This window comes from Kitasatospora sp. NPDC001664, assembly GCF_053596675.1.
Genome location: NZ_JBSFGS010000026.1, coordinates 38,806 through 60,609 on the forward strand (window position 1 = coordinate 38,806; position 21,804 = coordinate 60,609).

19 protein-coding genes are annotated in these 21,804 nt (G+C 72.9%); 10 read left to right on the plus strand and 9 right to left on the minus strand.

Annotated features, from left to right (window positions below):
- Positions 1–298 precede the first annotated feature (298 nt).
- Entirely contained in the window at positions 299–913 is a 615-nt protein-coding gene (locus ACWCYY_RS30630) for a YceI family protein (RefSeq protein ID WP_345290958.1), read from the plus strand.
- Here ACWCYY_RS30630 and ACWCYY_RS30635 read toward each other — a convergent pair.
- On the minus strand, positions 900–1,889 hold the full coding sequence (locus ACWCYY_RS30635) for a LysR family transcriptional regulator (protein WP_449797864.1): 990 nt from the start codon (positions 1,887–1,889) through the stop codon (positions 900–902). The two genes, ACWCYY_RS30630 and ACWCYY_RS30635, sit on opposite strands and share 14 nt — an antisense overlap.
- An 87-nt stretch (positions 1,890–1,976) precedes the next feature.
- Between ACWCYY_RS30635 and ACWCYY_RS30640 the strand changes: the two genes are divergently transcribed.
- From ACWCYY_RS30640 to ACWCYY_RS30650, 3 genes are all read left to right on the plus strand, one after another.
- The gene (locus tag ACWCYY_RS30640) at positions 1,977–2,861 is read left to right on the plus strand and encodes a DNA-processing protein DprA (protein WP_449797865.1); all 885 of its coding nucleotides are present in this window, start codon (positions 1,977–1,979) and stop codon (positions 2,859–2,861) included.
- 181 nt (positions 2,862–3,042) lie between these two features.
- Entirely contained in the window at positions 3,043–3,645 is a 603-nt protein-coding gene (locus tag ACWCYY_RS30645; protein WP_449797866.1) for a hypothetical protein, read from the plus strand.
- 106 nt (positions 3,646–3,751) lie between these two features.
- Positions 3,752–5,005, plus strand: a complete 1,254-nt coding sequence (locus tag ACWCYY_RS30650) for an MFS transporter (RefSeq protein WP_449797867.1) — start codon at positions 3,752–3,754, stop codon at positions 5,003–5,005.
- A gap of 181 nt (positions 5,006–5,186) precedes the next feature.
- Here the strand turns inward: ACWCYY_RS30650 and ACWCYY_RS30655 are convergent, their stop codons facing one another.
- On the minus strand, positions 5,187–5,696 hold the full coding sequence (locus ACWCYY_RS30655) for an N-acetyltransferase family protein (protein ID WP_449797868.1): 510 nt from the start codon (positions 5,694–5,696) through the stop codon (positions 5,187–5,189).
- 106 nt (positions 5,697–5,802) lie between these two features.
- Here ACWCYY_RS30655 and ACWCYY_RS30660 point away from each other — a divergent pair, with 106 nt between their 5' ends.
- The 3 genes from ACWCYY_RS30660 to ACWCYY_RS30670 are packed head-to-tail and all read left to right on the plus strand — an operon-like array spanning position 5,803 to position 7,527.
- A complete protein-coding gene (locus ACWCYY_RS30660; RefSeq protein ID WP_345290962.1) occupies positions 5,803–6,207 on the plus strand; it encodes a hypothetical protein in 405 nt (134 codons plus the stop codon).
- 25 nt (positions 6,208–6,232) lie between these two features.
- Positions 6,233–6,745 carry a thiol-disulfide oxidoreductase DCC family protein gene (locus ACWCYY_RS30665; RefSeq protein WP_449797869.1) on the plus strand — a complete coding sequence of 171 codons (513 nt, stop codon included), beginning with the start codon at positions 6,233–6,235 and terminating at the stop codon, positions 6,743–6,745.
- A gap of 11 nt (positions 6,746–6,756) precedes the next feature.
- Positions 6,757–7,527, plus strand: a complete 771-nt coding sequence (locus ACWCYY_RS30670; protein ID WP_345290964.1) for a TetR/AcrR family transcriptional regulator — start codon at positions 6,757–6,759, stop codon at positions 7,525–7,527.
- A gap of 25 nt (positions 7,528–7,552) precedes the next feature.
- Here the strand turns inward: ACWCYY_RS30670 and ACWCYY_RS30675 are convergent, their stop codons facing one another.
- Positions 7,553–8,821: a GNAT family N-acetyltransferase gene (locus ACWCYY_RS30675; protein WP_449797870.1), complete on the minus strand. Its 1,269-nt coding sequence runs from the start codon at positions 8,819–8,821 to the stop codon at positions 7,553–7,555.
- Positions 8,822–8,941: 120 nt separating this feature from the next.
- On the opposite strand from ACWCYY_RS30675, the gene ACWCYY_RS30680 reads away from it, so the two are divergent.
- Positions 8,942–10,471, plus strand: a complete 1,530-nt coding sequence (locus ACWCYY_RS30680) for a helix-turn-helix domain-containing protein (protein ID WP_345290966.1) — start codon at positions 8,942–8,944, stop codon at positions 10,469–10,471.
- Between the two features lie 41 nt (positions 10,472–10,512).
- The gene (locus tag ACWCYY_RS30685; protein ID WP_345290968.1) at positions 10,513–11,061 is read left to right on the plus strand and encodes an SMI1/KNR4 family protein; all 549 of its coding nucleotides are present in this window, start codon (positions 10,513–10,515) and stop codon (positions 11,059–11,061) included.
- Between the two features lie 34 nt (positions 11,062–11,095).
- Here ACWCYY_RS30685 and ACWCYY_RS30690 read toward each other — a convergent pair whose 3' ends face one another.
- The 4 genes from ACWCYY_RS30690 to ACWCYY_RS30705 form a co-directional block, all read right to left on the minus strand.
- The gene (locus tag ACWCYY_RS30690; RefSeq protein WP_449797871.1) at positions 11,096–12,337 is read right to left on the minus strand and encodes a C40 family peptidase; all 1,242 of its coding nucleotides are present in this window, start codon (positions 12,335–12,337) and stop codon (positions 11,096–11,098) included.
- Positions 12,338–12,630: 293 nt separating this feature from the next.
- Positions 12,631–13,593 carry a hypothetical protein gene (locus ACWCYY_RS30695; RefSeq protein ID WP_345290970.1) on the minus strand — a complete coding sequence of 321 codons (963 nt, stop codon included), beginning with the start codon at positions 13,591–13,593 and terminating at the stop codon, positions 12,631–12,633.
- Between the two features lie 55 nt (positions 13,594–13,648).
- Positions 13,649–15,457 carry a threonine/serine exporter family protein gene (locus ACWCYY_RS30700; protein ID WP_449797872.1) on the minus strand — a complete coding sequence of 603 codons (1,809 nt, stop codon included), beginning with the start codon at positions 15,455–15,457 and terminating at the stop codon, positions 13,649–13,651.
- A 311-nt stretch (positions 15,458–15,768) separates the two neighbouring features.
- On the minus strand, positions 15,769–16,407 hold the full coding sequence (locus tag ACWCYY_RS30705; RefSeq protein WP_449797873.1) for a DedA family protein: 639 nt from the start codon (positions 16,405–16,407) through the stop codon (positions 15,769–15,771).
- Positions 16,408–16,530: 123 nt separating this feature from the next.
- Here ACWCYY_RS30705 and ACWCYY_RS30710 point away from each other — a divergent pair, with 123 nt between their 5' ends.
- Positions 16,531–17,493 carry a cation diffusion facilitator family transporter gene (locus tag ACWCYY_RS30710; protein WP_345290973.1) on the plus strand — a complete coding sequence of 321 codons (963 nt, stop codon included), beginning with the start codon at positions 16,531–16,533 and terminating at the stop codon, positions 17,491–17,493.
- Positions 17,494–17,500: 7 nt separating this feature from the next.
- Here the strand turns inward: ACWCYY_RS30710 and ACWCYY_RS30715 are convergent, their stop codons facing one another.
- Positions 17,501–19,819 carry a hypothetical protein gene (locus ACWCYY_RS30715; RefSeq protein WP_345290974.1) on the minus strand — a complete coding sequence of 773 codons (2,319 nt, stop codon included), beginning with the start codon at positions 19,817–19,819 and terminating at the stop codon, positions 17,501–17,503.
- Complete coding sequence (locus tag ACWCYY_RS30720) at positions 19,816–21,762, minus strand: ATP-binding protein (protein WP_449797874.1); 1,947 nt, start codon at positions 21,760–21,762, stop codon at positions 19,816–19,818. The genes ACWCYY_RS30715 and ACWCYY_RS30720 overlap by 4 nt, the downstream gene beginning before the upstream one ends.
- Positions 21,763–21,804 lie beyond the last annotated feature (42 nt).

Here is a 21,804-nt window from a genome sequence, read left to right on the forward strand (position 1 = left end):
GGGCGCGGGGAACTGCGCGCGGCGGCAGGGACGGCCCGTGTGCCGGGTACGGGCCTTCACGTGCAAGTGCCTGTCCGCACCCGGCGCACGGGGCGGTGCCTTCCGATTCGCGCAGTTCCTCGCGCCCCTGACCGCCTTCGGCGGCCGGCCCGAGGACGGGCGGAAGCGGGGCCGGATGGGGTGTTCCAAGCCGACCCACCGGCTTGTGGTTGAACTTTGAACGAAATGGGTCTACGGTGGAGCCATCAACAAAGTTGAAGCCTCAACAACTGGCTTCGCACCCCGAGGAGCAGCAGCCATGGGCATCTTCAACCGCAACAAGACCGCCGCGACCACCACCACCGCCGTCGCCGAGCGCCCGGCCGGTCCGGACCTCGCCCACCTCACCGGCGACTACGCGATCGACGCCTCGCACAGCCAGATCGGCTTCGCCGTCCGCCACGCCATGGTCACCAACGTCCGCGGCCAGTTCACCGAGCACGAGGGCCTGCTCAAGCTCGACGGCACCACCCCGGAGAACTCCACCGCCGCCCTGACCATCAAGGTCGCCAGCATCGACACCGGCAACGGCCAGCGCGACGAGCACCTGCGCACCGGCGACTTCTTCGCCGCCGAGAGCTTCCCGGAGATCACCTTCCGCTCCACCTCCGCCGAGCGCCTCGACGGCGACTCGTACCGGATGACCGGCGAGCTGACCATCAAGGACACCACCCGCCCGGTCGTGCTCGACCTGGAGTACACCGGCAGCGCCACCGACGTGTACGGCGCCCAGCGGGTCGGCTTCGAGGGCTCGACCACGGTGGACCGCACCGCCTGGGGCCTGAGCTACAACGCCGCGCTGGAGACCGGCGGTGTGCTGATCGGCGAGAAGGTCAAGCTCAGCTTCGACATCTCCGCCGTCAAGCAGGCCTGACCGCGGCCGGCTCCCCGAGCAGTGCGGCGTCCTCGGCGGGCAGCCAACTGCCCGCCGGACGGCGCAGCCAGCCCTCACGGGAGGCGAGCCGTCCGGCCGCCTCGCGCAGGGCCCGCAGGCCCGGATGGCGCTCCCCCGGCCGGTGCACCAGGCTGACCAGGGCGAGCGGTACCGGCTCGACCAACGGCAGGGTCACGGCCCCGGGTATCCCGGGGCCGCCCGTCGTGGTGAGCATGGCCTCCCCGTGCCGCGTCAGGTAGTGCCCCACCTCGTCCACCCCGACCGGCGGTGCGTGCGGAGCGGCGGCCACCAGGCCGAAGGCGTCGAGCAGCCGGCGCCCCAGGTCGGTCCACTCGGTGGTGGTGGGATTGCCCGCGCAGACGTCCACCGGATGCCCGGCCAGCGCCGCCAGCGGCACCCGCTCCAGCTCCGCCAAGGGATGCGAGAGCGGCAGCATCACCGCCATCTCCTCGAAGCGCACCGGCAGTTGGGCCAGACCGGCCCGGACTCCGGGCGGCAGCCCGGCGAAGCGCCCGAACGAGGCGTCCAGCCGGTACGCCAGCAACTCCCCCGCCGCGGCGGCCAGTCCACCGTGGAAGCGGGCCAGCAGCTCCTGCCCGGGGCAGGCCTCCCGGGCCTCCGTCAGCACCCGGACGGTGGTCAGGTCGTCCCCGCCGACATCGTTGTTGAGGTCCACCAGCAGCGGCCGCCGGATGTCCGGACCTGCCAGCAACTCGTCGTGCAGGAGCAGGAGTTCACGCACCTTCGGCAGCAGCCGCTCCCCCTCCGGGGTGAGCCGCACGCTCCGGGTGGTCCGGTCGAAGAGCCGCCGCCCGAGCGTCTCCTCCAGCGCGCGGACGTCCCGGCTGAGCGCCTGCTGTGCCACGTGCAGCCGCTCGGCCGCCCGGCCGAAGTGCAGGGTGTCGGCGGTGGCCACGAAGCCGCGCAGCAGCCGGGGATGGAGATCACGGGGCATCCGGGCACCCTAGCTCCACCCGGCCATCGCCCCCCAGCGACCCCGCAAGCCGTTTCCCAGCCACATCTCACTGCCTATACTGACCTCGTGGATCCGAGGCTTGAGCAGGCAGCACTCGTCGCCCTGCTGCGGCGTGGTGACCGCCCATGGCCTCAGCTCACAGATCAGCTGGAAGCTACCGGAAGCGCCCTGGAGCTACTGACCTCCGGAGCGGATCTTCACGGCCAAGGCGAGCTGTTCAGCTTGTCCCCCGCGGCGGATCTCGACTCCGTTCTAGAAGAGATCACGGCTTGGGAAGCACGGGGCATCCGTCTCGTGACCATCCTGGACAATGACTACCCGCTGTATCTGCGACTCGTTCATCAGCGCCCCCCGTTCGTGTTCATGCGAGGCACGTCACTCGATGACGATCTGCGAGTGGCGGTGGTCGGGACCCGCAATCCGACCCCCCAGGGTGCCGACCATGCGTATCAAATCGCACATGGCTTGGCAGAACGAGGAGTGACGGTGGTCAGCGGATTGGCCGCCGGTATCGACACCGCCGCCCATCAAGGCGCTCTCGCTGCTGGTGGGCATACGGTCGCCGTTCTGGGGACTGGGCTGCTCCGGTCCTATCCCGCCTCAAATGCCGGTCTACAGGAGGAGATTGGCGGGACGGGGCTTCTGCTCTCCCAGTTCTGGCCGGACGCCGCACCATCCAAGACCACCTTCCCCATGCGTAACGCGGTGATGAGCGGTTACAGCCTCGCAACAGTCGTAGTTGAAGCGGCCTTCCGCAGTGGCGCCCGGATGCAGGCGCGTTTGGCACTCGAGCACGGGCGCCGCGTCTTTCTGATGAAGTACCTGCTCGCCCACGACTGGGCTCTCGAGTATTCACTACGTCCAAACACTACGGTGGTCGAAGGGCCGGACGAGATCTTCAAGGAGCTCGACTCCCTGGTGCCCAGCACCGGCACCCTTACCTGGGCATAGTCGGTATCACGTGGCCTCCGTAGCCGATCTGTCGGCCAGGTACGCCAACCTTCTGATCCACCCACTTCCTCCAGGCCCTGGAGTGTGCCGAGTTTGCCACGGTCCGGCAAAGGCCACCTACCCCACCTGTTGGGCATGCCACCAAGCACGCCTGGTGCTCGGTGGTAGGACTGCGGATCTCGTGGCCCCCATCAGCTTGGCGCTCAAGGGTGAACAGTTCGCCAATGAGCTCTGGCGCTACAAGAACACCCAGGGCTTCCAGCAACAGCAGTTCGAAACAGGCCTGGCAGCTGTCCTCTGGCGCTATCTCGTCTTTCATGAAGCCTGCCTGTCCAGAAGATGCGGTACTCCGTTCGATCTGGTCTCGGTAGTCCCAAGCACCAGCGGCCGGGCTCAGCACCCACTCAGCCGTATCGTTGGCCAGCTGGTCGGTGCGACAAACACCCGGTTCCAAGAGGTTCTTGCCCCAACATCGGTCGCTGCGAGCCTCGGCAGGGCCGCGTCGCCGGACCGCTTCACGGCTTCTGATGTCCGAGGACGCGCGGTTCTTCTGATCGATGACACTTGGACAACCGGTAACCATGTGCAGTCGGCTGCGGCTGCCCTGAAGGCTTCAGGGGCTGTAGTGGTGGCAGCGATCGTCATCGGCCGCCATCTCAACGGTCAGTACCAGGAGACCGCCCAGCACGTGGCCGGCGCCAAACTACGCCGATTCTCGTGGGACACCTGCATCGTTCACTCAGCTCCGGGAAGCTGGCATCGATCCCAGCCGCAACAGCACTGACAACACGGCTGTGTCAATGGCGCCGAACAGGTGTTGGACCGGGTGGCGGGACGGTCGTCAGGGTGGGTGTCACCACCCCCTCCGCTGACGTCCGCTCAGGAGCTCCGTGTTCGCCTCGTACCGCCGTCTGTTCGCCGCGCCCGGCGCGCTCGCCTTCACGCTGAGCGGGCTGCTGGCGCGGCTCTCCTTCTCGATGACCGGGGTCTCCGCCGTGCTGATGGTGGCCGCCCGGCGGGACTCGTACGCGCTGGCCGGGGCGGTCTCCGCCGCCGGGGTGGTCGCGGTGGCGGTCGGAATGCCGCTGCTCGGGCGGCTGGTCGACCGGTACGGGCAGGCGCGGGTCTCGGTGCCGTGCGTACTGGCCGGCGTCGGGCCGATGGCCGGGCTGCTGCTCTGCGCCCGGTACGGCGCGCCGGCCTGGACGCTGTTCGTCTGCTACCCCCTGGCCTCGGTGCTGCCCAACCTCGGCGGCATGGCCCGGGCGCGCTGGGCGCACCTGTACGCCGACGACCCCGAGGCGCGGCACACCGCGAACGCGCTGGAGCAGGCGCTCGACGAGGTCTGCTTCATGGCCGGACCGGTGCTCGGCACCGCGCTGTGCACCGGCCTCTTCCCGGAGGCTGGGCTGCTGGTGGGGTCGGTGCTGGGCGGGGGCGGGGTGCTGCTGTTCGCGGCGCAGCGGCGGACGGAGCCTCCGGTACGGCCCTCGTCGACGGTGACGGAGGGTCAGGCGGGCGGGGTGCTGCGGGTGGGGCGGCTGTGGCTGCTGGTCGCGGTGTTCGCGGCGACCGGACTGCTCTTCGGCTCGATGGAGGTCGCCACCGTCGCGTACGCAGACGCGCTCGGCCAGCGGGCCTCGGCGGGGTGGCTGCTGGGGCTGGTGGCGGCGGGGTCCGGGCTGTCGGGGTTGGCCTTCGGGGTGCTGCGGACCCGGATCGGGGCGGCCGGACGGCTACTGGCGGGGTTGGGGGTGCTGGCCGGGCTGACGCTCCTCCCACTGGCGGTCGGTCAGGCCGGGGGCGGGGTGGCGCTGCTCGGGCCGGCGCTCTTCGTGGTCGGGGTGGCGGTGGCGCCGACGATGGTGACGGGGATGACGCTGGTCCAGGAGGTCCTGCCGGCGGGCCAGTTGAACGAGGGCATGGGCGTCGCGGTGGCCGGGATCCTGGTCGGGATCTCCGCCGGGGCGGCGGGCGGCGGGGCCCTCGCGCAGCACGCGGCCCCCGGGACGGGCTACCTGATCACGGCCGGGGCGGCGCTGCTGGCTCTCGCCGTGACGACTGCGGGGTACCGGGGACTGGTCATGCCTTCGGGGGCGCGGGGACCTGCGCGCGGGGGAACGGCAGCACGTGCAACTGGCTGACGTGCCCCGATCTCACACCAGACCGCCTTCCGAATTCGCGCAGTTCCTCGCGCCCCCAGAGGCGTAGCCACTCCCGCCAGCGCTGGGCCACCTCTCGACTCGCGCCCACGCGGCGGAGCCGCAGGTCAGCGGAGCCTCGCGCCCCCGGCGCGCCCCGACAAGCCGCCGCCAGCCCCCGGACCTAGCCGTCGAGGAAGGTGTACTCGTACTCCGGGAGCGGGTGGCCGCCGGGGAACCAGCCGGTGCGGGTGTCGGTGCGGGTGGCCCCCTCGCGTTCGTAGAAGGCGACGGCGCGGGCGTTGCCCTGGAGGACCTCCAGGTAGAGGGTGACGTCGCGGCAGTGGTCGCGGCAGGCGTCGAGGAGGCGGGCGCCGATGCCGCCCCCCGTGAGTCCGGGGCGGACGTGGAGGTTGTCGAGCAGGACGCGGCCGTCCGGCTGGGGCACCAGGTAGGCGAAGCCGACGAGCTCTCCCCCGCGCTCGGCGACCAGCAGGTGCGGGGTGTTGGCCGGTTCGCCGTAGTCGGCGGTCAGGCGCAGGTCCCAGAGTTCGCGCCGTTCCTCCGTCAGGCCGTCGCCGAGGGCCTCGGCCGGGACGATGCCGGCGTAGGCGGTGCGCCAGCTCGCGCTGTGCAGGGCGGCGACCGCGGGGGCGTCGGCGGGGGTGCCGGGGCGGATGAGCGACTGGTCCATGCCGAGAGCCTGCCACAGCCCACCGCCACCCCATCTTGAACATGTTCAAGAATCGCTCTACAGTCATGCCCAGAGCTTTTGAACACGTTCGAAAAGGAGTGGTCCCATGGACCTCACGGTCATCAGCTACGCCGTCTACCTGCCCGTCGCCGCCGGTGTGACCTTCTGGGTCGCCCGCACCCTCAGCCGCAACGGCCGCCTCTTCCTCTCCGACGTCTTCGCCGGCGACGAACGGCTCGCGGACGCCGTCAACCACCTCCTGGTGGTCGGCTTCTACCTGATCAACCTCGGCTTCGTCGCCCTCTGGATGCGCAACGACCGCCGGGTCGAGAGCGCCGCCGGGGTCTTCGAGGCGCTCTCCTACAAGCTCGGCACCGTGCTCCTGCTGCTGGGCGTGATGCACCTGGGCAACGTGTACGTGCTCAACCGGATCCGCCGCCGGGGTTCGCTGGAGCAGCAGCAGCGCCCGCCGGTCGCCCCGCAGGGCTTCGTCGCCCCGTACCCGGCCTGACCGGCGACGGGGGGGCATGACCACCATGACGACGACCAAGGCCACGGCCGCCGCGGCACCGGTCCGCTGGCTCACCGTGCTGCACGATCCCGACTGCTCGCTCTGCCGCCACCTCGCGGCCTGGCTGCGCGGCCAGCCCAAGCTGGTGCCGCTGGAGCTGGTGCCGGTCGGCTCGTACGTCGCCCGGCAGAAGTTCCCGACGCTGGACCACGACGCCTCGCTCGGGGAGCTGACCGTGGTCTCCGACAGCGGGGAGGTCTGGCGCGGGGCCCCGGCCTTCGTCACCGCGCTCTGGGCGCTCACCGAGCACCGGCCGCTGGCCGTCTCGCTCTCCACGCCGGCGGGGCTGCCGCTGGCACGGGCCGCGGTGTTCGCCGTCAGCGCGTACCGCCGGGCGACCGGGGCCGGCGTCCCGGCCGGGGCCCCACCCGTGCCCGCACGCGCGCCAGGGCCCGTACCCAGGGCGGAGGGCTGGCCGCCGAGCGGTCCGGTCTGTGACGACGGCTCATGTCCGGTGTCGGCCACCCCGTCCGGGTAGGCTCAACCAGCGTGGAGCAGCCGAACCAGCACGAGAGCGACAACAGCCCCGCCGAGCAGGCCCCCGAGCTTCCGGGCGGTCGCGCCCTCCCCAAGACCGGGAAGAGCGAACAGACCCGGGCGCTGATCCTGGACACCGCGATGCGGCTGTTCAAGGAGCGCGGCTACGACAAGACCACCATGCGGGCGATCGCCTCGGAGGCCGGGGTCTCGGTCGGGAACGCCTACTACTACTTCGAGTCGAAGGAGTTCCTGATCCAGGGCTTCTACGACCTGATGACCTACGACCACGCCGCCGACGCCAAGGCCCGGATGGAGGGGCACAAGGAGTTCGCGGACCGGCTCCAGATCGCCCTGGAGTCCTGGCTGGACACGGCGGCGCCGTACCACGAGTTCGCCTCGCAGTTCTTCCGGACCGCCGCCGATCCGAACAGCTCGCTGAGCCCGTTCTCCAACGAGTCGCACCCGGCCCGGGCCACCGCGGTGCAGCTGTTCCGGGACGTGCTCGACGGCTCGGAGCTGAACAGCAAGCTGGACGCCGAACTGGCCGAGCTGCTGCCGGACCTGCTCTGGCTGCACCTGATGGTCGTGGTGCTGTACTGGGTCTTCGACCGCACCGAGGACACCGAGCGGACCCGGGAGTTCGTCCGCCGCTCGACCCCGTTCGCGGCCAAGCTGCTGACGCTCTCCCGGTACCGGGTGTTCCGCCCGATCGTCCGGGACGCCAAGGGCCTGATCCAGGACTTCATCCTGCCGACCATCGGCCGGACCCAGAAGTCCTGAACCACGCCCGCCTGGTGACGACCCGTCAGAACGGCTCCGGGTTCCACGCCCGGAGCGGGGTGCGCAGCAGCAGGTCGGCGGTGGCCGCCGCGCCGGGGCGCAGTTCGGTGACCAGGCCGGCCAGGGCTCGCCGGGAGGCGGACTCGGAGCCCAGGTAGAGGGCGCCCAACTCGGCCGCGTCGAGCGCGAGTTCGGCCGGCTCGTCGGTCGGCTCGACCCGGCCGGTGCCGTCCGCGGCCACGGTCAGCGCCCAGCGGCCCTCGGCGTACCCGTGCCGGTCGGTGACCTCCAGCACCAGGCGGCCGGGGGCGGCGTAGGTGCGGGCGGCGAAGGCGGCCGGGACGTCCAGCAGCCGGAGCCAGGTGGCGTCGCCGAACTCCTCACCCGGCCGGGCGTGCCGCGGGTCCTTGAGCCAGAGCGGCAGCGGGTCGTCGGCGCCGAGGTTCTCGACCACGACGGTGCGGACCCAGTCCACCGCGAAGACCAGGCGCCAGAGGGCCAGGGCCGCGGTGGTGTCGATCGCGAGGAAGTCGTCGACGGTGAGGGTGCAGTTGGGCAGGCCGTTCTCCCAGACGTCGTCCACCCGGTAGGTGGCGATGCCCGCGACGGCGCCGTCCGCATCCCGGTAGACGGCGGCGAACGGCTCCTTCCAGTCGAAGCCGGGCGCGGTCAGCTCACCGGTGTACATCTTCCACCGGTACGACTTGCGCTCGATCGCCCCGGGCTGGGTGAGCCGCCACCGGTCGTAGAACTCCGGCCCGATCTTGCGGAGTTCCTCCATCGAGGCGAAGTCCACCCGGCCGGGTGCCGGCGGCAGGTCCCCCCGCAGGCCGCCGCTGCCGACGGCGTCGATCTTCAGCGCCTCGACCCGGGAGGAGGGGCCGAAGCCGAAGCGGCCGTAGATGGTGTACTCGGCCGCCAGCAGGATGGCGACCGCGCTGCCCCGGGCCTTGGCGTCGGCCAGGTCGACGGCCATCATCCGGCTGAGCAGACCGCGCCTGATGTGCGTGGAACTGACCGTCACGGCGGAGACCGCGTCGGCCACGACGGTGCCGCCGCCCGGGACGGTCAGCTCGGTGTCGAAGCTGCGGAAGGTGGCCACGCAGCGGGCCGGGTCGAAGGGGTCGAACGCGCCCTGGAAGCGGTTCGGCTCGAACTGGAGACGGCGGAACTCCCCGCCCTCCCCGATGTGCGGCCGCAGGAAGCCCCGGGCCAGCGCGCGCTCCCAGGCAGGGAGCTCGTCCTCGGTGATGTAGCGGATCTCGACCTGGTCGCCAGGTCCGTCGTTGCCCATCCCGTCACCGTACGACGCACCGTCAGGCCTCGGCATCCGTATTTCACCCGGCCGGCTCCCAGGGAGCTCCGAGGGACTCCACAGCTTTCCTCATCTCACATATGAGATATCGTCTGGCGAATGAGCGACGACTATCTCAAGCGCATCGGCGGTCTCATCCGCACCGCCCGCGAGCACAAGGGCAAGACCCAGGGCCAGCTCGCGGAGGCGCTCGGCACCAGCCAGAGTGCGGTCAACCGGATGGAGAAGGGCCAGCAGAACCTGACGCTGGAGATGGTCGCGCGGATCGGCGAGGCGCTGGACAGCGAGATCGTCTCGCTCGGCTACGCCGGCCCGATGCACCTGCGGGTCGACGGCGGACGGCAGTTGAGCGGCGCCATCGACGTCCGCAGCAGCAAGAACGCCAGCGTCGCCCTGCTCTGCGCCTCGCTGCTCACCACCGGCCGCACCACGCTGCGCCAGGTCGCCCGGATCGAGGAGGTCTACCGCATCCTCGAGGTGCTCTCCTCCATCGGCGTCAAGGCCCGCTGGGTCAACGACGGCCGCGACCTGGAGCTCACCCCGCCCGCCGAGCTCGCCCTGGACTCCATGGACGAGGCCGCCGCGGTGCGCACCCGCAGCGTGCTCATGCTGCTCGGCCCGCTGATGCACCGCGCCGAGCAGTTCCGCATCCCCTACGCCGGCGGCTGCGACCTCGGCACCCGCACCGTGCAGCCGCACCTCGGCGCCCTGCGGCAGTTCGGCCTGGAGGTCGCCGCGACCGACGGCAGCTACCACGCCCAGGTCGAGCCGGGCGTCTCCCCCGGGCGGGCGATCGTGCTGACCGAGCGCGGGGACACCGTCACCGAGAACGCGCTGATGGCCGCCGCCCGGCACGACGGCGTGACGGTGATCCGCAACGCCAGCCCCAACTACATGGTCCAGGACCTCTGCTTCTTCCTGGAGCAGCTCGGCGTGGAGATCGAGGGCATCGGGACCACCACCCTGGTGGTGCACGGTCAGCCCGACATCACCTGTGACGTCGACTACGCGCCGGCCGAGGACCCGGTCGAGGCGATGAGCCTGCTGGCCGCGGCCGTGGTCACCTCCTCCGAGCTGACCATCCGTCGGGTGCCGATCGAGTTCCTGGAGATCGAGCTCGCCGTCCTGGAGCAGATGGGCCTCGACTACGACCGCACCCCCGAGTACCCCGCCGCCAACGGCCGCACCCGGCTGGTCGACCTGACGGTCCGTCCGTCCAAGCTCACCGCCCCCGTCGACAAGATCCACCCGATGCCCTTCCCCGGCATCAACATCGACAACGTCCCCTTCTTCGCGGTGATCGCGGCCGCCGCCCACGGCACCACCCACATCAACGACTGGGTCTACGACAACCGGGCCATCTACCTCACCGACCTGACCCGCCTCAACGCCGACGTCACCCTCCTCGACCCGCACCGCGTCCTCGTCCAGGGCCCGACCCGCTGGCGCGCCGCCGAGACCGTCTGCCCCCCGGCCCTGCGCCCCGCCGTCGTCCTCCTGCTCGCGATGCTCGCGGCCGAGGGCACCTCGGTCCTGCGCAACGTCTACGTCATCAACCGCGGCTACGAGGACCTGGCCGCCCGCCTCAACTCCATCGGCGCCAACATCGAGACCTTCCGCGACATCTGACGGTCGGACGACTGTCCTAGGCGGTGGCTAGCCTCGGGATCATGACGATCTTCGAGGGCCGGGGGTTTCCGGCCGGGCTGGCCGCCGCCCTGTCCGTTCCGTTCGCGGAGGAGGACGGGGTCGACTTCGAGGCGCTGGCGTCGTTCCTGCCGGAGGCGGAGGCCGCGGCGTGGTTCCGGCGGTGGAGCGGGAACGAGGGGTGCGGCGACGCGGAGTTCCTGGTCTTCGGGGCCGACGGGGCGGGTGGGTACGGGGCGGTGTGGGTGACCAGGCCGGGGCGGCCGGTGGAGGACCAGCCGGTGGTGTTCCTCGGGTCGGACGGGGACGCGGCCGTGGTGGCCCGGGACCTGGGGGACTTCCTCTGGCTGCTGGCCGACGGGTTCGGGCCGCGGGAGGCGGCCGGGCACGCGGCGGGCCGGCGGCGGACGGGGCGGCCGCACGCCGGGCTGACGGCCGTGGCGGAGCGGTTCGCGCCGGGGCCGCGACGGCCCGGGGCGATCGTGGTCGAGCAGGCCGGGCGGGAGTTCCCGGACTTCGAGGACCTGGTGTACGGGATGGGCTGGATCGCGGAGGGCCCGGCAGCGGGCTGACGGCCGGTCAGGAGCCCGCGTCCGGGGCCGGCTGTCAGGGGCGGCCGTAGAAGTCGGGGCGGCCCATGATCCAGAGGCTGGCCTGCTTGATGGCGGTGCCGGGGCGGGGGGCCTCGATCATCTGGTCGTCGCCGATGTAGATCGCGACGTGGTGGATGTCGCGGGCGCGGCCGGTGTCGGTCCAGAAGACCAGGTCGCCGGGGCGGAGTTGGGCGTACGAGACCGGGGTGGACTCGGCGTACTGGTCGGCGGCGAAGTGGGTGAGGGACTTGCCGCCGCGGCGCCAGGCCATCATGGTCAGGCCCGAGCAGTCGTAGCCGGCCGGGCCCTCGCCACCCCAGATGTAGGGCAGGCCGATCTTGGAGCGGGCGAAGGCGATGGCGGCGGCCGCGCCACCGGCGGACCACGGGGTTTCGGCCGCCGCGTAGCCGTCGGAGGAGTGGGTGGTCGCGGCCGCGGCGGCAGCGGCGGCGGCCGCTTCGCGGGCGGCGGCCTCCTCGGCTGCGCGGGCGGCCTCCGCGGCCTGTTGGGCGGCGATGGCTTCCAGGGCCTCGCGGCGCTGGCGCTCGAGTTCGAGGGTGGTGCTGCGGGCGGCGGCCAGGGCGGTGAGGAGCTGTTCGCGGCGGGCGGTGATCTCGGTTACCTGGGTCTGCTGGGCGGCCAGCCGGGTCTGGGCCACCTCCTTGGCGAGGCGGACGGCCTCGGCGGCGCGGGCCGCGTCCTCCTCGGCGGCCCGGGCGGCCTCGGCGGTGCGGGAGGCCTCGGCGGCGGTGGAGGTGGCGGCGTCCAGGATGGCCTTGGTGGTGGAGCCGATCACGCCGACGGCGGCGGCCTGGCGGCCTGCGGCGGCCGGGCCGTGGGCGCCCAGCAGGGCGTCGATGGCCGAGAGTTGGGGGCCGGCGCCGCCCTGGCGGTAGGTCTCGGCGGCCAGGGCGGCGGCGGTGTCGGCGGCCTCGGCGCGGGCCGCTTCGGCGGCGGCGGCCTGGTCGGCGCGGGTGGCGGCCTCGGCGCGGGCGCGCTTGAGGTGGGCCTGGGCTCCGTTGTAGGCCTCGACGGCCTGTTCGGCCTCGCGGCCGGCCCGGTCCAGGTCCTTCTGGGCGGCGGTGAGGCTGGCCTCGATGGCGGTGGTGTCCGCCTGGGCGGAGGCCTCGTCGGCCTGGGCGGCGGCGATGTCCTCGGTGGACGGGTAGGGGTCGGGGGCGGCCACGGCGGCGGGGAGGAGGCCGAGCAGGCCGGCGAGGGTGAGGAGGAGGGTGGGGAGGATTCTTCGGGTCACGGGGGTGCCCTCCTACGCCGTCTGACGATCAGCCAACTATCCCATCAGGTGACAAATCAGTCACTGTCGGTCATAGTCTCAGACCTGACGACAACTCAGGGCCATCCCCACACTGCCATCCGGGTGAGATGTCGGATTGTCGCCCGGGCGACCAGAGCGGGGCCGCCCGCGGCGGGCCTGGTGGAGGGGCGGGTGGCGGAGGGGCGGTCACCAGCCGCCGGGCGGGCGCCGGGCGGCGTCAGCGGCGATTGACGGACGCTCAGGTCTTTGCCCCGGAGGGGTGACGCGGCCGGTCAGCGGCGGGCGTAGGGGCGGGGGCGGCCGGCGTGGACGGTGCGGCGGCGGCGGGCGGCGGGGGTGCGGCGGTCGGGGGCGGTGGCGCGGGGGGTGGGGCTGCGGTCGGCGAGGCGGGCGTGGCGGCGGGCCAGGGAGCGGGCGGCGTGCGCGTCGAGGTGGGCGGTGGCGGAGGCCGCCATCCGTTCGGCGACGCGGTGGGCGGCCGGGTGGTTGGCGGGGACCTTGTCGGGGGCGCCCGCGATCAGGTCGAACAGCCAGGTGCGGGCGCGGTCCGCCCGGGCGTGCAGCCGCCGTTCACGCCGGAGGGCGCGCGCCCTGCGGCGCGGACGGCGCTCGTAGCGCCAGCGTGCCCAGGGGCTGCTGGGGCGGGCCAGCCGGACGGCGCCCACCCAGGAGATGCCGGGCACCATGATGCCGAGCAGGCCGGTCCACATCTTCCCCTTGAAGAGGGTGACGATCGAGGCCAGGGAGTTGAGGGAGATCACCGCGACCAGCCCCCACCGGGTGTCCTCACCGGGAACGACCCCGAGCGGGACGTAGCCGATCAGCAGCAGCCCGGTGACCAGGATGCCGATGATCACCGCGTCCACCGACTTGCGGCCCTGCTCGCTCCAGTAGACGTCGTCCAGGTGCAGGATCAGCGCGAACTCGTCCAGCACCAGCCCGCAGCCGATCCCGAAGCAGAGGCCGAACCAGTCGATCCACGGGTGCCCGCCGCTGGTGGCGAAGACCCCGATGCCGCCCAGCAGCAGGAAGCCCAGGCCGAAGACCATGTGGTGGATGTGCAGGCCGCCGGGCGTGATGTTGCCCGGCCACCAGCGCACCTTGGCCCGGATCATCCGGACGCTGAAGCGGATGAAGACGAAGGACGAGATGAAGCCCACCAGCAGCAGGAACAGCGGCTGTTTGTGGGCGGCCACGATGTGCGTCCGGTAGCCGTCCAACAGGTCTTCGATCACGGGCCGTACCTCTTCGTCCTCTGCTTCGCCGTACCCCGGTCCCCCTGACGGTAGGTCAGAAGCCCCGGGTGCGTTTGGCGGCCCGACGGGGCACCAGCAGGTACGGGGCCAGGCGCTCGCCCGCCGTGCCGGGGCCGCGCAGCACACCGCCCGGTCCGCCCAGGGTGCTGGGCGTCTTCATGGTCAGACGCGCGACCTCGCCACCGAGGTTCACCCCGACCGCGAGCGCCAGGGCCAGGGTGGCGGCCCGGCCGACCTGGACCACACCGCCGACCGGGTTGTTCTGGGTGAAGGCGAGCATGCCGAGGTAGATCGCCGAACCGGGCATCAGCGGGCCGATCGCGGCGGTGACGAACGGCAGCGAGGAGGTCGCGTTGTAACGGGCCATCAGCTGGCCGAACAGGCCGACCACCCCGGCCGCCACGCCGGTGGCGACGATCGGGGAGGCGCCGGCGTTGTAGGCCAGCACGCCGTAGGTGGACCAGCCGATGCCGCTGTTGAACACCACCGGAAGAAGGTTTCCGCGGCTGGTCTGGAGCAGCATCGCGAAGGCCAGGGTGAGCACCATCGCGGCGCCCAGCTGGATCGGCGGGTCGCTGATCCCGATCAGGCTCTCGCTGGGGTTGAGGTTGGGGTCGAACTTGGAGCCGGTGTAGAGCACCAGCATCACGCCGATCACGATGCCCGCGACCAGGTAGAGCACTTCCAGCAGCCGGGCCGCGGCGGTGATGTAGAAGCCGGTCAGGCCGTCCTGCACCGCGGCCACCAGGGCCCGGCCGGGCAGCAGCGCGAACAGGCCGCCGGTGATCACCACCGAACCCCGCAGGCCCAGGTGGTTGAGCGAGAGGATGATGCCGGAGACCGCGGCCGGCATCGCCGCGATGACGAACTGGTAGAACTCCGGCAGCCCGCGCCGGGCGATCGCCGAGGCCAGCTTGTCGCCCAGGATCGCGGCCACGAAGCCGTTGGCGAAGACCAGCCAGCCCTTGGCGTCCAGCTTGCCGCCGACCAGGAAGGTGGCCGCGCCGGCCAGCAGGCCGGTGGCCAGCGAGAGCAGCCAGGCCGGGTACGGGTGCCGGTTGCGGCGGATCTCGGCGAGGCGGCGGTAGGCGTCGTTGACGGTGAGGCGCTCGGCGGTGATGTCCGAGACCAGGCGGTAGACGGCAGCCAGCCGGGTGTAGTCGGAGGTGCGGCGGCGCACCACCCGGTCGGCGGTGACCGGCGGTTCGACCAGCGAGGGCTGGTGGGAGATGCCGATCAGGGTGAAGGTGACCTGCGGCTCGCAGTGGTCCAGGCCGAAGGCGTGCGCGATGCCGAGCATGGCCGCCTCGACGTCCTCGGCGGCCTCGCCGCTGGCGAGCAGCAGCTCGCCGATCCGGAGGGTGAGGTCGAGGACGCGGGGGACGTTCTTGCGGACGGCGGCGGCCTCGGGCTTCTGCTCGGGCTGGGTCCGCTCGTACTTGGGGCGCTCGGCCATCGGGGTCTTGAGCAGGGTGCGCATCCGGTCCGGCCAGGGGGCCTGACCGGGGGCGCCCTGACGGAGCGTCTGGACGTTGATCTCGACGGTCTGTTCCATCGCCGCGGTGCGCCAGACCTCGGGCGTGAGGGTGTCGTCGGAGCCGTGCCCCGGCAGCGGGACCTCCCCGGTGGACTCGGCCGGGGAGAGCAGGCCCTCGGTCTGCTGCGGCCTGGGCGCCAGCGGGATGACGTGCGGCTGCTCGACCGGCGGGGCGGCCGGGCCGAGCAGGCCCTCGGTGGGCGGGGCGTCCCTCGGAGTGGGCTGCTGCTTGGGCACGGGGCGCGGCGGGCGGCCGCCCCTGACCTTCTTGGCCCCGCCCGGTCGTCCCCGGCCCCGCTTCGGCACTGCCTCTCCTCGCCCCGTCCCGCATGGTGATCGTCGCTCCCACCATGCCTGATGAGCTGCGCGGATGCACAACGCCTCCGGCGGGGAACGGAGGCGGAGGGGGTGGCGCCCGGTCGCGGGACCGGGGCACGGCGCCTCCGGCGGGTGGGAGGGCCATCGTGCCTGATCGGAGGGGCGGAGGGGAGGGGTCCGGATGAACGCGGGGGCGACGCGGGACGCACAACGGCCCCCGGCAGGAGAAGGCCGGGGGCCGTGCGGGTACGACGGGTGAGCACCGTGCGTCGTACCCGGGCTGTGGGGGTGACGGGCGGTCAGGCCACGGGCTGCCGGGGCTTGCGGCGGGCGCGGAGGAGTTCGACCGCGATGGGGAGGACGGAGAGCAGGACGATGCCGACCAGCATGGCCTCGATGTTCTCGCGGACGAACGGGACCTGGCCGAGGAAGTAGCCGAGGACGGTGACGCCCGCGCCCCACAGGACGCCGCCGAGCACGTTGTAGACCACGAAGGTGCGGTAGTCCATCCGCCCGACGCCGGCCACGATCGGGGTGAAGGTCCGCACGATGGGGACGAAGCGGGCCAGCACGATCGCCTTGGGGCCGTGCCGCTCGAAGAAGGCGGCGGCCTTCTCCACGTTCTCCTGCTTGAACAGCTTGGAGTCCGGTCGCCGGAACAGGCTCGGTCCGACCTTGCGGCCGAAGAGGTAGCCGACCTGGTCGCCGACCACCGCCGCGACCACGATCAGGGTGCAGACCAGCCAGAGCGGCTGCTGGAGGTAGGTGCCGTCGGCCACCAGGAGGCCGGCGGTGAAGAGCAGCGAGTCCCCCGGGAGGAAGAAGCCGATCAGCAGGCCCGACTCGGCGAAGACGATCACCAGGATGCCGATCAGACCGAAGGTCGAGATCAGGTGGTCGGGGTCGAGCCAGGAGGGGCCCAGGGCAAGGCTGGTCACGGTCAGGGACTCCTCGGGCAGGTTCGGGAGAGTAGGACCTTGGCAATGAAATGGTAAAGCATTCGCCAAGTACAGCCCTTGAGCTGCCGCCTACACCGGGCATAGCGGGCAAAATGACCGCCCATGAGCACCGAACCGGAGGAGCCCGAGGAGCAGGAGAGCCTGGGCACGGTGATCGTGGCGGGGCTGTGCAACCTCGGGATCGCCGTCGCCAAGGCGGTGGCCGGGGTGCTGAGCGGATCGAGCGCGATGCTCTCCGAGGCCGCGCACTCCTTCGCCGACACCGTCACCGAGCTGCTGCTGTTCGCCTCGATCAAGCGCGGCTCCCGCCCCGCCGACGACACCCACCCCTTCGGGTACGGGCGCGAGCGCTACCTCTGGGCGCTGCTCGCCTCCTTCGCCACCTTCGTCGGCGGCGCGGTCTTCTCCGTCCACGACGGGATCCACACCCTGCGGTACGGCGAGGAGCTGGGCAGCCCGACGCTCTCGTACGCGGTGCTCGCGGTCGCCTTCGTGCTGGAGGGGATCTCGCTGCGCCGGGCGTACCGTCAGGTGCGCGGCGAGGGGCGGAGGTTCGGGACCGGGCTCGTCACCTACCTGCGGCACACGCCGGACACGGCGGTGAAGGCGGTCTTCCTGGAGGACTCGGCCGCGCTGGCCGGACTGCTGCTCGCCTTCGGCGGGCTGCTCGGCGCCCAGCTGACCGGCTCGCCGGTCTGGGACGGGACGGCCTCGCTGCTGATCGGGCTGCTGCTGGCCTGGGTCGCGTACGTGCTGGCCCGGGACAACTCCTCGCTGCTGATCGGCCGGGCGCTGCCGCAGCCGCTGGAGGACCGGATCGAGGAGACGCTGCGCCGCCAGCCGCACGTGGAGGCGGTGCTGGAGCTGGTCACCATCGTGCACGGACCGCAGGAGGTGCTGGTGGCGGCCAAGGTGGACTTCCACGACCTGGCCACCGCCGCCCAGGTCGAGCAGGCCTGCGACGCCGCCGAGCGGGCCGTCCGGGCCGAACTCCCGGCCGTGGCCCGGGTGTTCCTCGACCCCACCCCGGGGCCCGCCGCGACGGCGGGACGGGCCCCGGGGTGACGGCGAGTCAGAGGCCGTAGCGGCGGGCGGTGTCCAGGTGGGGGCCCGGGTCGGCGCCCGCGGCGAGGGCCAGTTCGGGCCAGCTGAGCGGGTGTCGCCAGCCGGCCGTCAGGGTGGTGAGCACCGCGTCCGCCTCGGCGGCGGTGGCCAGGGGTGGTACGCCGACCGCCGCGTAGACGCCGCGCAGGCTGCCGCCCGGGGTGTCCGGATCGGTGATCAGGTAGCCGTCCCCGCTGTGGGCCCAGAGCCCGTAGCCGGCCGCCGCCAGTGCCTCCCGCAGCCCGGCCCAGGCGGTGGCGCCGGGCCAGGCGCCGTCCACCCACCAGGTGGTGTAGCCCGCCGGGTCGAGGAGGGCGAGCAGGTCGAAGGCGGGCCGCCAGGCGGTGCCGCCCGCGTCCGGCCCGGGGTTGCGCACGGCCGGCCCGAAGACCACCACGTCGTTGTGGTTGAGCGTCAGGTCCTCGCCGAGCACCGGCAGGATGCGCGCGGTGGCCGGGCCGGTCCGCACGGCGGGCAGGTCGGCCAGGGTCCCGTCGCTGCGCGGGGCCCGGACGGTGACCAGCTGCCAGTCCTCGTCCACCGGGCCCTCGTCCCGTTCGAACTCCAGGCCCAGCTGGGCCCCGGCTGCCCGGACCACCGCCCAGTCCCGGTTGACGGTGGCGACCGTGACCAGGTGCCAGAGGTCGGCGGGCCAGACTTCGGGGTGCGGGTCCTGGGTGTCCTCCGGCAGGGCCAGCAGCTCCTGGTAGAGCCGCTGAGCGGCGGGGTAGTCGCCCAGCCGGGTGGCGGCGGCCGCGCCGAGGCGGCGCGGGGCCGGGCGGGACGGGTCCTCGGCCAGCACGGCGGCGCAGCGTTCGGCCGCCTCGGCCCAGCGGCCCTCGGCCGCGGCCCAGCGGGCCCGGACCCACTGCGCCTCGGCCGGGCTGTCGGCGGCCAGCCGGTCGGCCAGCCTCCGCACCCCCTCGCCGTCCTCCGCCTCGATCAGGGCGGCCGCCAGCTGACGGGCCGACAGGGTGTCCTGCGGGGCCAGCTCGAGCTGCTCCCAGAGCAGCGCGGCGGCCGCCCGGGCGTGGCCGAGCGCGCCGAGCGCCCCGGCCAGGGCGGGCAGGTGGCCGCCCCGCGGGTCGGCGGCGTGGGCGGCCGCCAGCAGGTCGGCGGCCCGCTCGGGGGGCACCTCGCCCGGGTGCTCGGCCATCCAGCGCTTCACCTCGCGCACCGGCACCGGGAGTTCGGCGGGCGGCAGGGCGTCGGCGGCGGTCCGCAGGGCGGCCAGCTGCCGGGACACCCCGGCCGGGCTGCGCAGGTGGGCGAGCTTGCGCCCGCCGGTGGCCGCCAGGGTCCGGGCCACCTCCCGGGCGCCGCGGGCCACGGCCAGCCGCCCGGCGACCAGCAGCAGGTCCAGGCAGGGGCGGTGCGAACCGGCCGCGTCCAGGTAGCCGACCCAGTGGGCCAGCCGGACGCCCAGCTCGGTGTCGTTCGGGTAGGCCCCGGCACCGGCCAGCAGCTCGACCGCCGTCGCCCAGCGCAGCCGGATGTCGGCGTAGGCCTCCGCCTCCTCCACGTCCGGGAGCTGGCCCAGCGCCTCCTCGCGGCGGCCGAGCGCCGCGAACTCCAGCGCCCGGCCCACCGCCAGCTTGCGGCGGTCGTCCTCGTCCAGTCGGCGGCGGGCCGCCACCTGCGCCAACTCGGCCAGCCGGTAGGCCTCCAGGGCCTCCTGGTGGCGGCCGAGGCGGTGCAGTGCGGAGGCGCGGCCGTGCCCGAAGGCCAGCGAGACCTGCTCGCCCGCCGCCAGGATGCGGGCCTGGGCCCGGTCCAGGTGGGCCAGCGCCTCCTCCGGGCGGCCGCCGTCCTCCAGGGTGTCGGCGTACTCCCGGGAGAGGCAGTCGAAGCAGGCCCGGGCCGGCTCCACCCGCGCGAGCGCCTCCTCCAGCACCGCCAGCCGCTCGGGCACGTAGCCGGGGCCGTCGATGTTGGCGTGGCAGATGGTGAAGTCCTGGACGGCGCAGACCGCCTGCGGGCACCCCTCGGTCTCCGGGCGGTGGGCGAACTCCAGCAGGGAGACCGCCTCGGCCAGGGCGGCCTCGCCCTGGTGACGCTTGTTCAGCAGGTTCTGCAGCCGCCAGTGCCGCAGGAAGACCTCCACCCAGGGCAGACCGAGCGCCCGGGCCGAGGCCAGCGCCTCCGGGAAGACCGCGTCCAGCTGCTCGTTGCGGCCCTCGACGGCGTGGCCGGCGATCTCCGCCAGCGCGGTGGCCAGCCGGTGGTGACCGGCCTCCACCAGCCGGGCGTGGCTGTCGTGCACCCAGGCCCAGATGTCGGTGGTCATGCGTCCTCCCCCTCGACCGGGGCATCGGTGGCCGGGACATCGGCGACCGCGGCGGGCGGCACCGCGGCGGGCAGCACCTCGGCGGGCAGCACCTCGGCGGTGAGTGCCGCCACTGCCGTGCCGATGCCGCCGAGCGCGGCGGTGAGGTCGCCGGCGGACGAGCCGGAGGCCGCCGCCATGATGACCTTGAGCGAGCGGAGCAGCCCGGCCGCCGTGGCGCTGCCGGTGTGCCCGGCGCGGTAGGCGGTCAGCAGCTGACGGACGGACGGGGCGGAGAGGTTGAGGTAGAGCCGGGCCCGGACACCGCCGTCGGTGCGGCCGGTGAAGGCCCGGGCCAGCCGGAGCGCGGCGGAGGGGATGCGGCTCTCGGCCTGCTCGCCCTCCAGCCGCGCCTTCAGCTCCGCCTCGCGGTCCGGCACCAGCACCAGGGGCAGCCCCGGCGGGTCGAACCGGGCCGGGACCAACTGCTCGCCGGGATCCGTCAGGGCTGCCGCCAGCCAGCCGAACTCCTCGGCCGCCAAAGGCCGTTCGGGATCGCGGAAGAGCTCGCGATTGCCGCTCTCACCGCCCAGCTCGACCAGCCGGCACTCGCGCTGGCGGGCGTAGCGACGCAGGAAGGGCAGCACCGCGTACCGGTCGCCCCGGGCGATCGGCACCTGCATGGCCCGGTAGAGCATCTCCTCGAAGCCGCCCTCGGAGCCGAGCGCCACGTGCACCGCACCGTCCCCGGCGGCCCGCATCGCACCGGCGGTCAGTTCGCCCTGGGAGGTGGGCACGGGCACGTCGTCGGCGAGCAGGGTGAAGAGGCGCTCGTCGCAGAGCGCGGCGCCGAGCAGCTCCTGGCCGTGCCGGGTCAGGATCCGCCGCCAGACGGCGGGGTGGAGCCGGGCGGTCTCGTACAGGCCGTCCACGATGGCGTCGGCGAGCACCTGCTGGAGCGCGCGGTAGTGCCCGTCGCGCTGCAGGTCCTCCCGGCTGGCGGTCGGGGTGAGCAGGTCGGACTCGATCACGCCGCCGATGAAGCCCGCCCAGCTGGGCAGCAGGTCCCGGGCGTCCTCGGTCAGCAGCATGCCGCGCAGGTAGACCGCGAGTTCGCGGTTGTCGGTGGAGCCGTAGCTGCCGCCGTCCTGCACCCAGAGCAGGCCGACGGCGTCACCGGCGCCGTCCACCGGGGTGACCGGCAGGGTGGCGAGCGGCGGGAAGCGGCGGCCGAAGCCGGCCGCGAAGTGCAGCCGGGCCGTCTCCGACTCCCCGTCGGGCAGGGGCCGTTCCGGTCGCCAGGGGACCGGGAGGTCGTTCACCGGGTTCGGGTCGTCGCCGACCAGGACGGGGACCGGCAGCAGCACGCAGTACCGGGTGAGCACCTCGCGCAGGGTGTACTCGTCGGCCAGGGCGGCGTGTTCGGGCTTGAGCAGCAGCTCCACCAGGGTGCCCGGGGCGGCCCGCGGCCCCACCGGCTCGACGGCGTACTGCTCACCGCCCCTGCTGGAGTAGCGGTGGCCGACACCGGGCTCGCGGTGCGAGGTGGTGGTGACGGTGACCTCGTCGGCGATCGAGAAGGCCGAGAGGAAGCCGAGGCCGAATGCGCCGATCAGTTCCTGACTACCCGTCAATTCCCTTAGCAGTCTGGTGTATCCACTGCCCACGGTGGCGAGGTAGGCGTGGATCTCCGGTTCGGTCAGACCCGCCCCGGAGTCCTCGATCCGGATCGTCCGCCGGGCCGGATCGGCCCCCACCCGGATCACCGCGCCGACGGTGCTGCCCGGCGCCTCCAAACTCCTGCGGGTGTGCGAATCATGGGCGTTCTGGACGAGTTCGCGAAGGGCCACCAATGGGGTGGAGTAGAGATGGGTGGCCAGGACCCCGACCAGTCCCCCCAGGTCCACCTCGGTCGTGCGCAGATTCCGTTCCGGCTGCCGACCGGGCTCAAGGTCTTCCGACATGAGGCCCAAGTCTGCCAGTCGGACAATCCACCTACCAGGTTT

Excerpts from the sequence above, each read along its gene's own strand:
- ACWCYY_RS30630 (WP_345290958.1), top strand. The coding sequence starts at position 299 with ATGGGCATCTTCAACCGCAACAAGACCGCCGCGACCACCACCACCGCC.
- ACWCYY_RS30635 (WP_449797864.1), bottom strand. The coding sequence starts at position 1,889 with ATGCCCCGTGATCTCCATCCCCGGCTGCTGCGCGGCTTCGTGGCCACC.
- ACWCYY_RS30655 (WP_449797868.1), bottom strand. The coding sequence starts at position 5,696 with ATGGACCAGTCGCTCATCCGCCCCGGCACCCCCGCCGACGCCCCCGCG.
- ACWCYY_RS30660 (WP_345290962.1), top strand. The coding sequence starts at position 5,803 with ATGGACCTCACGGTCATCAGCTACGCCGTCTACCTGCCCGTCGCCGCC.
- ACWCYY_RS30665 (WP_449797869.1), top strand. The coding sequence starts at position 6,233 with ATGACGACGACCAAGGCCACGGCCGCCGCGGCACCGGTCCGCTGGCTC.
- ACWCYY_RS30675 (WP_449797870.1), bottom strand. The coding sequence starts at position 8,821 with ATGGGCAACGACGGACCTGGCGACCAGGTCGAGATCCGCTACATCACC.
- ACWCYY_RS30680 (WP_345290966.1), top strand. The coding sequence starts at position 8,942 with ATGAGCGACGACTATCTCAAGCGCATCGGCGGTCTCATCCGCACCGCC.
- ACWCYY_RS30685 (WP_345290968.1), top strand. The coding sequence starts at position 10,513 with ATGACGATCTTCGAGGGCCGGGGGTTTCCGGCCGGGCTGGCCGCCGCC.
- ACWCYY_RS30710 (WP_345290973.1), top strand. The coding sequence starts at position 16,531 with ATGAGCACCGAACCGGAGGAGCCCGAGGAGCAGGAGAGCCTGGGCACG.
- ACWCYY_RS30715 (WP_345290974.1), bottom strand. The coding sequence starts at position 19,819 with ATGACCACCGACATCTGGGCCTGGGTGCACGACAGCCACGCCCGGCTG.
- ACWCYY_RS30720 (WP_449797874.1), bottom strand. The coding sequence starts at position 21,762 with ATGTCGGAAGACCTTGAGCCCGGTCGGCAGCCGGAACGGAATCTGCGC.